This is a genomic window from Synechococcales cyanobacterium T60_A2020_003 (assembly GCA_015272205.1).
Lineage (GTDB): Bacteria > Cyanobacteriota > Cyanobacteriia > RECH01 > RECH01 > JACYMB01.
Map to the genome: position 1 here is coordinate 1 of JACYMB010000067.1, position 14,320 is coordinate 14,320.

A 14,320-nucleotide genomic window follows, 5' to 3' on the forward strand; every position below is an offset into this window, starting at 1 on the left:
ACTGAAGGAAACGCCTTATTCTCAATACGGTGTGCTTCTTGCTGTGACCAATTACACCCAATCTACTATTAGCCGCCAAATCCAAGCGTTGGAAACGGAATTGGGGATGGCCTTATTCCATCGGGCAGGGGCAAAGCTAACGCTAGCAGGTGAGAAATTACTTCCCCGTGCCCGCCGGATTTGCCAAGAGTGGCAAACCGTTACCACCGAAATTTCTGAATTGGTGGATGGCAAACAGACTGAGCTATGCATTGCAGCAATCCATTCCATGTGCTCCCATTATCTTCCTCCTGTTTTGCAGCAGTTCTGCCAGGAATATCCCCAGGTTCAGCTTCGGGTCACCTCTCTAGGAAGCGATCGCGCGCTCAAAGTGCTTAAAGATGGGTTAGTCGATCTCGCCATCGTCATAGATAATCGCTTTTTAACCACGAATCCGGCAATGGTCGTTGATCCGCTCTACCATGAACCCATCTTGGCACTCATGGCCGCCAGTCATCCCTTGACGAAATATGATGCTGTCCCTTGAGCCGAGCTTGCCCGCTACCCCCAGGTCGTTTTTAAAGATGGATACGGCATGCAGCGGTTAGTGCAAGAGCAATTTCAGCGACAGGGGCTAACCCTCAATGCCGCGCTTGAGCTGAATACCCTTGATGCCTTCCGTGGCGTCATTCGTCAGGGCGAGTTAGTCGCACTCTTACCCCAATCCGCTGTGATCGACACCTACCAAGATGTGATGTTAGCGGTTCGCCCCACCGCAGATCCAATGCTGACTCGCCAAGTGGTTTTAGTCACGACCCAAGATCGAGTTCAGATCCCGCCCATTCAACGGTTTCGTCAGCTTGTTCAGCACCATGCGGTACGCTACACGGCGATCGCCCCTGCTGATCTTTCCTCCGCCTCAATGTCGTAACTGGAGACCGTGGGTATGAGCCAAACATTTCGAGCGTTTATCCAAAAAGTGGGAAGTGGCCCCCACACGAGCAAGGATCTAACCCGTGAAGAAGCGGCGATCGCCATGGGCATGATGCTTTTAGAAGAGGCAACCCCAGCTCAGATTGGAGCATTTCTGATTGCCCACCGTATCAAGCGTCCGGTTGGGGATGAACTGGCCGGAATGCTAGACACCTACGATGAGTTAGGCCCACATTTAACCTATGGCGGAAAAGCTCCGGTCACCGTACTGGGAACTCCCTATGACGGGCGATCGCGCACTGCTCCCCTCACGCCTCTCACAGCCTTAATCCTCGCTACCGTTCACCGTCCTGTCGTGATGCACGGTGCCGGACGCGTACCGACGAAGTACGGGTTGCCGCTGGTAGATATCTGGCAGCATCTAGGAGTTGATTGGACTGCACTTTCCTTAGAGACAATTTCATCCATTCTCACGTCCGTTAATCTTGGCTTTGTGTATACGCCCCAACACTTCGCCCTGACCAATGCGCTGATCGAGTATCGAGACCAAATCGGAAAACGTCCGCCCCTAGCGATGCTGGAGCTAATGTGGGCACCTGTAAACGCGAGTCAGCTTCAGATTGTTTCTGGCTATGTTCATCCGCCGACAGAAAACTTTTTCCGCGAAACCTTTGCACGCCGAGGGCAACAGCAATTCGTTACGGTAAAAGGTTTAGAGGGAAGCTGCGATTTACCGCGCGATCGCACCTGCATTATCGGTATCCATACTCCTAATACTCCCTCGAACGCCGACCTTGATCGGATACTGCTTCACCCCCGCGATTATGGATTTGCAGGCACAGACGTGCCTCTCGCAGACACGCCCGAATTCATATCCCAAATACAGGCTGTTCTGAGGGGTGAAGCATCAGAACTACAGCGCTCGGCCATTTGGAACGGTGGATTTTATCTATGGCAAGCAGGGGTGTGTTCTAGTATTGAGGCAGGGCTTGCTCACGCTGAAGACTTACTCATGACCCAGCAAGTTGCTGCCACTTTAGAAAAACTCCAAGTCGAAGTCCGCCGCGCGATCAATGTTCAAACCGGGCGGGTTCAGCTTGAAACGTCTCTTTAGAATGGGGGCAGAATCTCCAGTGACTGTTATCGAAATCGTCTCATGAGTCAATCCATCCCCACAGTTTTAGCGCTCGATTTTGACGGTGTCATTTGCGACGGACTGATCGAGTACTTTCAAACCGCATGGCGTGCTTATTGCAACGTGTGGAAGCCGGATAATCCGACTCCGCCCGTAGACTTAGCCGAACGTTTTTATGCCCTGCGTCCCGTTGTGGAATCGGGTTGGGAAATGCCCCTGGTGCTGCGATCGCTCCTTCTAGGGACACCCGATGCCGATATTTTGGATCACTGGTCGGCTCTGACTCAACCCTTATTAGATGCAGAGAATCTAGATAAAACCCAGCTTGCCCACCAGGTTGACGGAGTACGCGACGAGTGGATTAGCCACGATTTAGATCACTGGCTAGCGCAGCATCGCTTTTATCCGGGTGTGATTGAGCGACTCCAGCAGTGGCAACTTGATCAAAATGTAGAACTAACGATTATTACTACCAAAGAAGGCCGCTTCGTCCAAAAATTACTGCACCAGCAAGGTGTGGTATTGACTCCAGACCAAATTTTTGGGAAGGAGGTCAAACAACCTAAGGCCGTGACACTGCGATCGCGCCTTCACCAAGATCCAGGACATCCTCCCACCATCTGGTTTATTGAAGATCGGCTCAAAACCCTACAGCAGGTTAGCACTGTGCCCGAACTCGACTCTGTCGCTTTATTTTTAGCGGATTGGGGATATAACACGGTGCGCGATCGTGATTCAGCCCAGAACGATCCTCGCATTCACCTTCTGTCCCTAAAGACCTTTAGCCAACAGCTTCCCCGCTGGCTCTCCGATTCCTCATCGAAACTGCCGTCTGGGTAGATGAATCATCCCAGAACTTGTCAGAATAAAGGGAATGTATCCTTCAGCTCATCTCGTTTCCTCGCATGAGTTCCTTGAAACCGTCCCATATTGCCTGTTTAGAAGATGAAACAGCTCAGCTTTATGCCGAAGTTATTCAAGTCATCACCGATCGTCAATGTTGCTGGGCACGCCCTATTGCCCTCGTTCAAAGTCTTAGTTCCGAGCCGTTTAGTCTCCCCGGACATCAGGCTGACCTAGGGGGAATAGAAGCAGTCAGGATTCACGATCTACGCGAAGGTGCCGATTTACTGCTGCCATTAAGCCTTTTTCGAGTCGCACTAGACACCGAAGTCATTCCTCTATTGATGCGATTAGAGGTACCCAAAGCAGAGATCGGGAGCGATCGCAAAGTTCACCAATTGCTCCAAGCATTCGTCCACCAGCTATGCAAGACACACCCGGACGCCTTTGCTTAGCGTGTAAACAAATAGATTCTTTGAGCAGTGACTCAGAGCTTGAAGACGCTGACTCAGGGCGTGGCGCTAAGGACTCGGACTCAGGCGAATTCTGCCCTGATCCATCTCATCCATTAACAACTCTAGCGCTTCATAATCTGCATCAGAGATATAGCCCAACCGAGTCAACTCATAATTAATGGCGTTCTCAATGTCTGGCGTAAGCTGCTTGATATGGAGTGCTTTCTCAACGAGCCTGCGAATAGCGTGACTGGTTTTCATAGCAGTGGATTCCTTGAACGTCGAGGAGGCGAAACTTATGGAAGATTGTCGGCCAATTATGGACTCAACAGTGTGACTCTCTATTCCGGAAAAAGTGATTAAGATCACACTTTCGCAAATTTTGAATCGCGGAATATCCTCCTTCTAAAGGAGACCATCCAAAGTCCAGGAGAGATTTATGCTCTCAACTAAACAGCCGTGTAGACAGTTTCTATGCGAGAAGGACTATTTGAATTCTCAACGGGCGATCGCTGCATCTGCAACTTTTTTATCCGGTTTCTGTAGTTTATCCGCTACCGGTAGCGCAAGATCGATAGGATTACAAATTTCCATAGCACAGCAACACGTGTCAATGCGCTAAAGCCCATGACGCCGTTCAAGCTGCCAAAGTTCCACAGCAAAATTTTCATCCCAAAACCATTAAGGATTCTGTAAATTCATGAAAGTTTGTAGCTCTTTACACTTTTTCCGTAGGAACACTGAGCTGAAATGATGGGCATGGATTATTTTTCGAGCTGACTATTTGGAAAAACTGGTGTAGTTGTTCAGCAGATCCAAGATTCCTGCTTAGTCTCGATGAAAAACTTGAATTCTAGGCTAGGAATGTTTGGCATTACTTTTGTATTTCCTAGGGTTTTGACTCAAAAACTGTTATGCTTACGCTTTCTAACGCACGGGTTGTCCTCCTAGATCCTCAGGGGTCGATCACCAAGCAAACTGCTCACGAATTCAAAGCACTGGCTTCCCAAGTTTTATCCAGCGGTCAGTATGCCGCGCTTATCGTGGATATGCACGCCGTTGAGTCCCTCGATAGCGATGGCCTAATGGCGTTGGTGTCAGTCTTAAATTCAGCTCAACAGGCAAACTGCTCACTCAAGCTTTGCAACATCTCTCCAGCCATCCAGATCATCTTGGAGGTCAGCCAATTGGAGCGGGCGTTCGAAATTCTGGATGAGCGTCCCGCTGCCAGATCATCCCTCGCTGCATAGTTCCCCATTCAAACCGCCAGGATTGAGGTTCATCCGGTATAGTGGATCGATGACTCCCTTGTGATGGAACGTAATCACCGTGTCTGTTTTGGCTGAGCAACTCATTACTCCTGATATTCTTAGACCTGCACGCTACCTGGGTAATGAACTAGGTGCAGTTCACAAGCCTTGGACAGAAGCAGTCGTGCGCTGGGTGTTGACCTATCCAGAGATCTATGAGGTCGGCGCATCTAACCTGGGGCACATCATTCTGTACGGCATTCTCAATACTCAGCCCCGCCAATTGTGCGATCGCGCCTACCTGCCTGCCCCTGACCTATCAGCCAAACTTCGACAAACGCAGACGCCGCTTTTCGCCGTTGAATCGAAGCGATCGCTGACGGATTTTGACATTCTTGGCTTCAGCCTCAGCTATGAGCTAGGCGCAACTAATATTTTGGAAATGCTGTCCCTAGCGCATATTCCGCTAACATGGCGGGAACGTCTCGCTCCTGGCGCGTGGGACGTAGCCAATGGCAGCTATCCCCTGATCTTTGCTGGGGGACAAACGGCAACCTCTAATCCCGAACCCTACGCCGATTTTCTGGATTTCGTGGCATTAGGGGATGGCGAGGAATTGCTCCCTGAAATTGGGCTCGTGATCGAAGAAGGCAAAGCAGCCGGACTCAGCCGCGAAGACCTCCTGCTCGACTTAGCGCAAATCCCTGGGGTTTACGTCCCCATGTTTTACACGATGGCGGCGGATGGGTCGGTGCATCCCAATCGGCCTGATGTGCCTGAACGGATACTGCGCCGCGTTGCTGCGCCAATTCCGGCTTACTCGATCGGACTCGTTCCCTACATTGAAACCGTTCACGATCGCCTCACCATAGAAATTCGGAGAGGTTGCACCCGTGGCTGTCGGTTTTGCCAGCCGGGAATGCTCACCCGCCCTGCCCGCGACGTAGATCCAGAAACCGTTGTAGACACGATTGTGGATGGAATGCGGGCGACGGGATATAACGAATTTTCGCTCCTGTCCCTCAGTTGTTCGGACTATCTCGCCCTGCCTGCCCTTGGTGTCGAGCTAAAAAATCGGCTGAAGGATGAAAATATTTCTCTGTCCTTGCCTAGCCAACGGGTCGATCGCTTCGATGAAAATATCGCCAACATTATTGGCGGAATGCGTCAGTCCAGCCTCACCTTTGCCCCGGAGGCAGGAACCCAGCGCCTGCGGGATATCGTTAACAAAGGGTTGACCAATGAAGAACTGCTGCGCGGTGTCAAGACGGCCTACGAGCAGGGATGGGATCGGGTCAAGCTTTATTTCATGATTGGGCTTCCGGGCGAAACAGACGCAGATGTGCTGGGTATCGCGGAGACGATGCGCTGGTTGCAGCGGGAATGCCGGATTCAAGGCCGCAAACCCCTTGGGTTTAACGTTACGATTTCCAACTTCACACCTAAACCCCATACGCCCTTCCAGTGGCACTCCGTTTCCACTCGCGAATTTGAACGAAAGCAAAACCTGCTCCGAGCCGAGTTGCGTACCCTGCGCGGCATTAAGTCTAACTTTACCGATGTCCGGATCTCCGCGATGGAAGACTTTGTCGGGCGGGGAGATCGCCGTCTTTCAGCCGTAATCCGACGCGCCTGGGAACTGGGTGCGGGCATGGATGCCTGGTGGGAAAGCTTGGATCGGGCGTTTGCCGCATGGACGCAGGCGATCGAAGAGTCTGATCTGTCGTGGAAGTATCGCCAAGTGGAATCGGGAGAATGGAATGCCTTCGATCCCGATGCTCCCCATCCAGATTTGCCTGAAGGAAGTTCAATCACTACGGTTGACCTGGATAAGCCTCTCCCGTGGGATCACATCGACAGCGGCATTGATAAACACTGGCTTCAGGAGGATCTTCAGCGAGCGTTAGATGCCGCGACGGTTCCCGATTGCTCCTTCGATGGCTGTTCCCATTGCGGGGTATGTGGAGCTGACTTTGGGCATAACGTTGTCGTGCCGCCGCCGCCTATTCCTAAATTTACAGGGCAATTTGTACCGAACCAGACTCGTACCCAGCGATTGCGGGTGCGTTTGGGCAAATTGGGCGATATGGCCTTGGTTAGCCATCTAGATTTGTTACGACTATTCGATCGAGCCGTGCGGCGGGCAGCATTGCCTATTTCCTTCACGGGAGGATTTCATCCCAGTCCTCGAATTGCGACGGCAAACGCCTTGTCTCTCGGCGTCACCAGCACCGGAGAACTTGTGGATTTTGAACTGACGGAACCGATGGCGATTGCCGAGTTTCGCGATCGCCTCGCTGCAGAATTACCGCCAGATATGCCTGTGTATGGCGTTACCGAAATTGACCTCCAAGCGCCCTCGATGACCAAGCTTCTGGAGCAGGCTGAGTACTATGTTGCGGTTGGAGCCATCGAGTCTGACGAAGCCAGCCCATCCCCAATAGAACCGTCGGATTGGAGAGCCTGGGTCAGTGCGGTGATGGCCGCCGATGATCTGCCGATGGAACAAACCACCAAGTCCGGCAAGACTAAAGTGGTCAATTTGCGCGATCGCTTAACCGAATTGACCCCAGTCACCTCCGACGATTGGACGACCGTATGTTCCGCCCCACCTCGTGGATTTGGCGAATCGAGTGTCCTACTCCGTTACATCGGCAGTTGTCGCAACGATGGCACCATGCTGCGACCGGAACAGGTAGTCTTGATGCTGGAACAAGTTTCAGGGCGATCGCTCACTGCCCTCCAAGTCCATCGCCATCGTTTAATTTTGAACGATGCAGACATTCAGTAAACGGCTGTCTCAGAACATACGAATACCAAGATCTGTCAACGCTCTGGCAAGATTCTTTACTTTATCTTACATTTCCTGGTTCACCCATCCCGTCTCCGCGATATAATATGCTGGTAAAGAAGCTGCTTCGATAAAGTCACTCGTGCAACGCTTGCGGTTCTCACTGCGTTCATTGGCTTTCTGCGGATCGCTTCTTCAAGGCTTTTGATTGAATCCTGCCCTTAGCCCTGTTAGACACTAACTCTTGAAAGTAGAGTTCAGACAGCGATCTACCTTCTGCCTATTCAGCATTAGTACAGCCTTAGGGATTGGATGTCTCTGGCTGGACGTCGGAGTCGTCCACTACGCTAAGTCGTGTTAGTGAGCCGCAGCGTCTCCGGGTGTTAGCAGACCGCTATTGCATGATTCATAGGATTACGTTTGGACTTGAGATTTTTAGACTGAGCCTAGGGGAAGGGAACACAGAGTGTTTGTCCCTCAAGTGCTCAAAGATTTTTGAGGAACTTGAATGCCGAAGCAAATTATTATTGCCGAGCAGCATCGAATCGCTGCTGTATTCTCAGAAGATCAAATTCAAGAATTAATCGTTGCAACTGGAAGCCACCAAGTTGGCGATATCTACCTTGGATCGGTCGAAAATGTTTTGCCTGGAATTGATGCTGCCTTCGTCAATATTGGCGACAGCGAACGCAATGGATTTATCCACGTCAGTGACCTAGGGCCTCTACGCTTAAAGCGGTCGGCTGCTTCCATTACAGAGCTGCTGGCTCCGCAGCAAAAGGTGCTCGTTCAGGTGATGAAAGAGCCGACAGGCAGCAAGGGGCCGCGATTGACAGGAAATGTTACCCTCCCCGGTCGGTATCTTGTGTTAATGCCCTTTGGTAAGGGAGTCAATCTATCTCGCCGCATCCGGAACGAAAACGAGCGAAATCGCCTGCGGGCACTCGCAATTCTGGTAAAACCTGCGGGTATGGGGCTTCTCGTACGCACCGAGGCCGAAGGTGTAGGGGAAGATGCCATTATCGAAGATTTGGAAGCCCTACAACGCCAGTGGGAAACCATTCAGCAGGAAGCGCTGACCACCCGTGCACCGAACCTGCTCAACCGCGATGATGACTTTATTCAACGGGTGCTTCGCGATATGTACAGCGGCGATGTGAACCGCATCGTTGTCGATTCCAGTTCAGGGGTGAAGCGGGTGAAGCAACACCTGAGCAACTGGAGTAGTGGAAAAGCGCCCCAGGTTTTGGTTGATCACCATCGCGATCGCGTCCCGATTCTAGAGTATTTCCGAGTGAATGCGGCGATCCGGGAAGCATTGAAACCGCGAGTAGATTTGCCATCGGGCGGATACATCATCATTGAACCCACAGAAGCCCTCACGGTCATTGACGTGAACTCGGGTTCGTTCACCCGCTCGGCAACGGCACGGGAAACCGTTTTATGGACGAACTGTGAAGCAGCGGTCGAAATTGCGCGCCAGCTCCGGCTTCGCAATATTGCTGGGGTTATCATTGTGGACTTTATCGACATGGACTCTCGCCGCGACCAAATGCAAGTCCTAGAGCAGTTCAATAAAGCCATCAAAGCCGATAAATCCCGTCCTCAAATTGCCCAGCTTTCAGAACTGGGGCTAGTTGAACTAACCCGGAAGCGCCAAGGACAGAACATTTACGAACTGTTTGGGCGTAGCTGTCCAACGTGCGGCGGGCTGGGTCATATCGTGCATTTGCCGGGAGAGCGGGAGACCACTCCAGTCGTAGCGGATAGCGGGCGGGAGTTCACCCCTGTGGAACCCCGTTCTTCGCTTCCGGCTCCGGTGCGAGAAGCCTTAGATTCCTCTCTGGAAGATCTAACGATGGGGTCGCTAACCGAATCTCAAGATTTGGATTTAGTGAACCATCCCAGCTATCAAGATCGGGGTTCCGCCAGTCGTCGTCGTCGTCGTCGTCGGGTCGTTGAAACCTCACCCCGCAGTGCCCCGAAGTTACCGGATTTAGGCGAGAGCGAGGAGAGTGAAGAGGTGCCCGTGGTGCCTGCACCAACGCCTGCCCCCATTCCTGCTGCCAAAGAAAACCGGTCGGAAAAACCCGATCGCCGTTCTTCACGCCGCGAAAAGACGCCGCCGCAACCGTCCCAGGTGATTTGCGTAGAGATGACGCAGGATGAGCAAGAAATCTACGCCATGATGGGCATTTCGCCACTGGTTCTGAGTCCGGAAACGGTGAAAGACCCCCGTTCGACGGTCGTTCAAGTGGTTTTGCCGGGAGAGGGCAAGGGCACCAGTGTAGCCCCCATCGAGACCTCCGTAGGGTTTGATACTCCGACGCCGACGATTCCCCCTGTGGATGATGGAAAGCCTCGGAAAAGAGAAATTCCGGCTGTGACGAATGGCAAATCTGAGACAGCGGCGATCGCCATCCCTGAGCCTAAATCAGCAGAGTCTGTAGAACTGCCAAACAGTCAAGATGAGCAAAGTCCAGAAGCTGAAAGCAGTGCAGGTCGTCGTCGTCGTCGTCGCTCATCGGCGAGTTCGGACTCTGAATAGTGGGGCGATCGCGTATTCCTCGGTCTACTCGCCCATCCCATGCCCCATCTCATGATGAACAGTTACCCTTACTAATCTTGCCGGATCAGTTCATCACGGGTCAGCAAGTAGCGGGAGTGGATGAAGTGGGGCGCGGTTGTCTGTTTGGGCCAGTTGTGGCGGCAGCGGTGATCTTGCCCCAAAATGTAGAAACATCGCTGCAAGAAGTTGGCGTGACGGACAGCAAGCGCCTTTCCGAAGATCAACGGGCTGAGCTTGCGATCTTTATTCAGGAGATAGCGATCAGTTGCCGGATTGGAGTGGCCTCCGTTCGGGAAATTGATCGGCTCAACATTCTCCAGGCATCGCTGCTGGCTATGAAACGAGCGATCGCCCGCCTGGATCCACAGCCCGATGCTTGCCTAATTGACGGAAATCAAAAAGTGCCGGGATTGCTGATTCCCCAACAGACCATCGTGAAAGGAGATCAGCGATCCTTAGCGATCGCGGCGGCCAGCATTATCGCGAAGGTGTGGCGCGATCGCCTGATCGTGCGGATGGCGAAACGGTTTCCGAGCTACGATCTAGCCCGCAATAAGGGCTATGGCACTGCCAAACATCGGCAAGGCTTAAAGCAGCACGGCCTCACGCCCTACCATCGGCGATCCTTTAGCCCCTGTCAGTCTTCCCAAGAAACGGATATTGGAGATATTGCCTTAGATGGCGGAACTATCGGGAAGGGCAACGCCTAAACCCGGATTCCGATCCGACAAGGATGGTGCAGGATCAACCTGGGCGATCGCCCAACGGCGATAATCGTGCAGCAGTTGGTGCATCAGGCGTTGTTTGACCGTCATCAGCACGCTTTGCAGTAGACCATTGCCCGTCGTTTCCAAAATGGGACGCGGCGTAAATCGCAAAGCAGGCGGCAGATCGACGTGAACTTTGAGATCGGCCTGTCCGACCAGATAGGTGCTATCGACGCGATCTTGAGGAGCCAGTTTTCCGACCAAATCCAAATGAAACCGCTGGTCGATGTATTGCACACCGCGAATTTCACTGCCCACCGAGCATAAATGCACCACACCATCGGCATCCGCCCAAATTCGCATGTCCACAGTGGGCTGAATCGTCAGCATCATGAAATTCAGCGGACGCATCTTAAGACGAACGCAGTCATTCGTGAGCGGTTCGATGCGGCTGGGATCCACAAGCGCATGGGTGAGCCGCTGCGGTTGGCGCAAGTAATGCCGAATGGGAACAGGCTGCTCGTGAACCGCAATATGAACGGACTGGGAGGCGTGAAAATGAACGGTCATAAATGGATACAAAACTTGGAGAGAAACGGTCTTGGATAAAAACGTAGGTGCGATCGCGGACCTTTTGAATCTAGTCGCAGATGTTTCTTAATAAAATTGATACGCTCTAGGTGACGTACTCCCGACACCGATGCAAACATACGGTGCGGGCTTCTCCCACCGGAAGTGTTCTACCACTGGTTACCGGGTTCGAGCTTTTTATAGTGAGGAAGACGCCCAGCCCCACTGTTGACAATTTTTTCCACCAAGGAGGTTTGCTGTGCTGTTTCAAAAATGCTCTCTATTGCAACCTTGGAAACGGGAGACTTGCGGCCTAGGCCTACGGGTCGGTCAACTCCAGTTGTCGGTCGAAAGCGTACCTATCAGGGGAAATCAACCCTGCGATGCTTAGCCAATTATACCAGGCTGGCGGTTTGCTCGTCTCCCCTCTCCGCCGCCCCGCGATTGCTTGGCATAGCTGCAAGGGGGACTCGCAACCGCCCCGCTTTCATCCCGACACTCGCCTTCGGCAGAGTGCGGGGCTTTCACGGAGAAGCTAAAATTTTACAGTTTTCTCAGGAACCCTGGCTGCGATTTGGCGTGAAATTACGGAATCCTCTATGTCTTCTAGGATGATTTCCTAAGGGTTACAGCCCCAGATCTTGCTTTGGGTAGGCGTGTAGAATCTGAGGATAACCTTGAGAAGCATGTTGTTCAGTATTGCGTTTTATTACAAGATACCTCTTTCGCCTCGGTAATTCCCTGGAAGCCTACTAGGTCTGGAACGCCAATGTCCCTATCCCTTCAAGACACCACGATGACGCTGCGCGATCGCCCCATCCATATCCTCAGCATGGCGCAACGAACCGACTTACCCACGCTGCTTTTCCTCCACGGGGCTAGCTTTTCGGCTCAAACCTGGCAGGAGTTGGGAACGCTGACCTATGCTGCCGAACACGGATATCGAGCGATCGCCGTTGATCTACCCAGCTATGGTCAATCGGCAAAATTTCCCGGTACGCCCTTGGAGTTTATGGTGGAATTCATGGCGGCAATGGAGATTCAGCGTCCGGTGGTGGTTTCGCCATCCATGAGCGGTCGCTATAGCCTGCCGTTGGTCACCGAAGCGGGCGATCGCCTCACGGGCTGGATTCCGGTTGCGCCTGTAAAAATTCCCCAATACAAAGCAAAGCTCGAAGGCAATCCACTGCCAACGCTGGCGATTTGGGGAAGCAACGATCGCCTCGTGTCCCCTCGGCTGGCTGAATGGCTGGTGCAGCACATGGCGAAGGCCGATCGCGTTATTCTAAAAGATGCGGGTCACGCCTGCTATTTACGCGAGCCGCAGTTGTTTCATGAGCATGTGATTGCATTTTGCGATCGCCTGTTTGCCTAAGTTTTCGAATGCTATGACCCCAGATTCGCCTTCCCCCTCCGACGTTTCCAACCCATCCGCGACGGCTACCGCCATGAATCCGATCCAGCACTACTGGTCGCGGGAATTGCTGCCATTGCTGGCTGATTTGCGACTAGCAATTTTGCTGCTGTTGGCGATCGCCCTCTTCAGCATTTCGGGAACCGTGATTGAACAGGGACAGTCACCGGGTTTCTATCAGGCCAACTATCCCGAAGATCCAGCCCTGTTTGGATTTCTGACCTGGAAAGTGATTCAGGTTGTAGGGCTCGATCACGTCTACCGAACCTGGTGGTTTCTCGCCCTCCTCATCCTCTTTGGCGCAAGCTTGACCGCCTGCACCTTTCGACGACAGCTTCCCGCCCTATCCGCCGCCCAGCGCTGGTCGTTCTACAGTCAGCCGCGTCAGTTTCAAAAGCTAGCGCTAAGTGCGGAACTGGAGCAGGCATCGGTGGAACGACTACCGGATCTCTTACGGCAAGCTCGATATCGCATTTATCAAGACGGCAATCAACTTTACGCCCGTAAGGGCATCGCCGGACGGATTGGCCCGATCATCGTCCATGCCAGTATGCTTCTGGTTTTGGCAGGTTCAATTTGGGGGTCAATGACTGGCTTCGCGGCTCAGGAAATGGTTCCCAGCGGACGAACCTTCCAGATTCAGAACATTCTAGATGCAGGGCCTTGGTCAGCCTCCCAAATTCCCAAGGATTGGTCGGTGCATGTCAACCGCTTTTGGATTGACTACACGCCCGATGGCACGATTGACCAGTTTTATTCCGATCTGTCCGTGCTCGATGACCAAGACCAAGAAATCGATCGCCAAACTATTCACGTCAACAAACCCCTGCGCCATAACGGCGTCACCCTCTACCAAGCCGATTGGGGCATTTCGGCAGTCCGACTGCGTGTGAACAAAAGTCCGGTGCTCGAACTGCCGATGGCGCTCCTGGATACGGGGGGACAAGGGCGACTCTGGGGAACCTGGGTGCCGCTGAAGCCGGATATGAGCGAGGGGGTTTCGTTAGTCGCGAAGGATTTACAAGGGTTGCTGTTGATCTACGACAGCCAGGGAACGCTTGTAGCGACGGTTCGCGAAGGAATGTCTACAGAAGTGCAAGGGGTGACCCTGGCGATCGCCGAAGTTCTAGGCAGCACAGGCTTACAGATCAAAGCCGATCCGGGCGTTCCGATCGTATACGCCGGATTCGGGTTACTGATGCTGGGCGTGATCATGAGCTACGTGTCCCATTCCCAAATCTGGGCACTCCAGGAGGGAGAAACGCTTTACGTCGGCGGACGCACCAACCGGGCACAGGTAGCCTTCGAGCGAGAGTTGTTACACATCTTGGAACAACTGGATCAGAGACAATCGGCTGAATCAGAAACCGCTGAAACATTAGATGGGATGTCCAAGGCGATCGCTAAATCTTGATGTTCGATCGGCGTTGTTGCATGAAAGAGGGGTTACGGGCGGGAGAGGCATGGTAAATTTCAGTTATCACACATAAAACCTGCCATGAAACCTCAATACCGCATCCGCAACTGGTCAGAGTATAACGCTGGATTGAAGGCTAGGGGAAGCCTCACCTTCTGGATCGACGAATCTGTCCTAGAGCAGTGGGTCGTCGAGGAGTTGAGCGGCAAACCCGGCGCGTCAGTTCTTTATAGTGACCTTGCGATTCAAACAATGGC

General features: G+C 52.7%; 12 protein-coding genes and 1 pseudogene. 11 read left to right on the forward strand and 2 right to left on the reverse strand.

Features of this window, described 5'->3' with window-relative positions:
* From IGR76_03445 to IGR76_03460, 4 genes and pseudogenes are all read left to right on the forward strand, one after another.
* Positions 1-910, forward strand: a pseudogene (locus IGR76_03445) (LysR family transcriptional regulator).
* 15 nt (positions 911-925) lie between these two features.
* On the forward strand, positions 926-2,026 hold the full coding sequence (locus IGR76_03450; GenBank protein MBF2077580.1) for an anthranilate phosphoribosyltransferase family protein: 1,101 nt from the start codon (positions 926-928) through the stop codon (positions 2,024-2,026).
* Positions 2,027-2,068: 42 nt separating this feature from the next.
* On the forward strand, positions 2,069-2,887 hold the full coding sequence (locus IGR76_03455; GenBank protein MBF2077581.1) for an HAD family hydrolase: 819 nt from the start codon (positions 2,069-2,071) through the stop codon (positions 2,885-2,887).
* Positions 2,888-2,952: 65 nt separating this feature from the next.
* Entirely contained in the window at positions 2,953-3,345 is a 393-nt protein-coding gene (locus IGR76_03460) for a hypothetical protein (protein MBF2077582.1), read from the forward strand.
* Between the two features lie 66 nt (positions 3,346-3,411).
* On the opposite strand, the gene IGR76_03465 is transcribed toward IGR76_03460, so the two are convergent.
* Entirely contained in the window at positions 3,412-3,606 is a 195-nt protein-coding gene (locus tag IGR76_03465; protein MBF2077583.1) for a hypothetical protein, read from the reverse strand.
* Positions 3,607-4,259: 653 nt separating this feature from the next.
* Between IGR76_03465 and IGR76_03470 the strand changes: the two genes are divergently transcribed.
* The 4 genes from IGR76_03470 (at position 4,260) to IGR76_03485 (ending at position 10,665) form a co-directional block, all read left to right on the forward strand.
* Positions 4,260-4,595, forward strand: a complete 336-nt coding sequence (locus IGR76_03470) for an STAS domain-containing protein (GenBank protein ID MBF2077584.1) — start codon at positions 4,260-4,262, stop codon at positions 4,593-4,595.
* Between the two features lie 79 nt (positions 4,596-4,674).
* The gene (locus IGR76_03475) at positions 4,675-7,386 is read left to right on the forward strand and encodes a TIGR03960 family B12-binding radical SAM protein (GenBank protein ID MBF2077585.1); all 2,712 of its coding nucleotides are present in this window, start codon (positions 4,675-4,677) and stop codon (positions 7,384-7,386) included.
* Between the two features lie 508 nt (positions 7,387-7,894).
* Positions 7,895-9,934: an Rne/Rng family ribonuclease gene (locus IGR76_03480; GenBank protein ID MBF2077586.1), complete on the forward strand. Its 2,040-nt coding sequence runs from the start codon at positions 7,895-7,897 to the stop codon at positions 9,932-9,934.
* A gap of 14 nt (positions 9,935-9,948) precedes the next feature.
* A complete protein-coding gene (locus tag IGR76_03485; GenBank protein ID MBF2077587.1) occupies positions 9,949-10,665 on the forward strand; it encodes a ribonuclease HII in 717 nt (238 codons plus the stop codon).
* On the opposite strand, the gene IGR76_03490 is transcribed toward IGR76_03485, so the two are convergent.
* Positions 10,630-11,232, reverse strand: coding sequence for a DUF1997 domain-containing protein (locus tag IGR76_03490; GenBank protein MBF2077588.1), 603 nt, complete (start codon positions 11,230-11,232; stop codon positions 10,630-10,632). The two genes, IGR76_03485 and IGR76_03490, sit on opposite strands and share 36 nt — an antisense overlap.
* Before the next feature lie 769 nt (positions 11,233-12,001).
* Here IGR76_03490 and IGR76_03495 point away from each other — a divergent pair.
* From IGR76_03495 to IGR76_03505, 3 genes are all read left to right on the forward strand, one after another.
* Entirely contained in the window at positions 12,002-12,607 is a 606-nt protein-coding gene (locus IGR76_03495) for an alpha/beta hydrolase (protein ID MBF2077589.1), read from the forward strand.
* Between the two features lie 13 nt (positions 12,608-12,620).
* Positions 12,621-14,060 (forward strand): cytochrome c biogenesis protein, encoded by a 1,440-nt coding sequence (locus tag IGR76_03500; protein MBF2077590.1) that lies wholly within the window; start codon positions 12,621-12,623, stop codon positions 14,058-14,060.
* A gap of 84 nt (positions 14,061-14,144) precedes the next feature.
* A partial coding sequence (locus tag IGR76_03505) for a transposase (protein ID MBF2077591.1) occupies positions 14,145-14,320 on the forward strand: 176 nt, incomplete at its 3' end.

Excerpts from the sequence above, each read along its gene's own strand:
- IGR76_03455 (MBF2077581.1), top strand. The coding sequence starts at position 2,069 with ATGAGTCAATCCATCCCCACAGTTTTAGCGCTCGATTTTGACGGTGTC.
- IGR76_03500 (MBF2077590.1), top strand. The coding sequence starts at position 12,621 with ATGACCCCAGATTCGCCTTCCCCCTCCGACGTTTCCAACCCATCCGCG.
- IGR76_03490 (MBF2077588.1), bottom strand. The coding sequence starts at position 11,232 with ATGACCGTTCATTTTCACGCCTCCCAGTCCGTTCATATTGCGGTTCAC.
- IGR76_03460 (MBF2077582.1), top strand. The coding sequence starts at position 2,953 with ATGAGTTCCTTGAAACCGTCCCATATTGCCTGTTTAGAAGATGAAACA.
- IGR76_03480 (MBF2077586.1), top strand. The coding sequence starts at position 7,895 with ATGCCGAAGCAAATTATTATTGCCGAGCAGCATCGAATCGCTGCTGTA.
- IGR76_03495 (MBF2077589.1), top strand. The coding sequence starts at position 12,002 with ATGTCCCTATCCCTTCAAGACACCACGATGACGCTGCGCGATCGCCCC.
- IGR76_03470 (MBF2077584.1), top strand. The coding sequence starts at position 4,260 with ATGCTTACGCTTTCTAACGCACGGGTTGTCCTCCTAGATCCTCAGGGG.
- IGR76_03450 (MBF2077580.1), top strand. The coding sequence starts at position 926 with ATGAGCCAAACATTTCGAGCGTTTATCCAAAAAGTGGGAAGTGGCCCC.
- IGR76_03465 (MBF2077583.1), bottom strand. The coding sequence starts at position 3,606 with ATGAAAACCAGTCACGCTATTCGCAGGCTCGTTGAGAAAGCACTCCAT.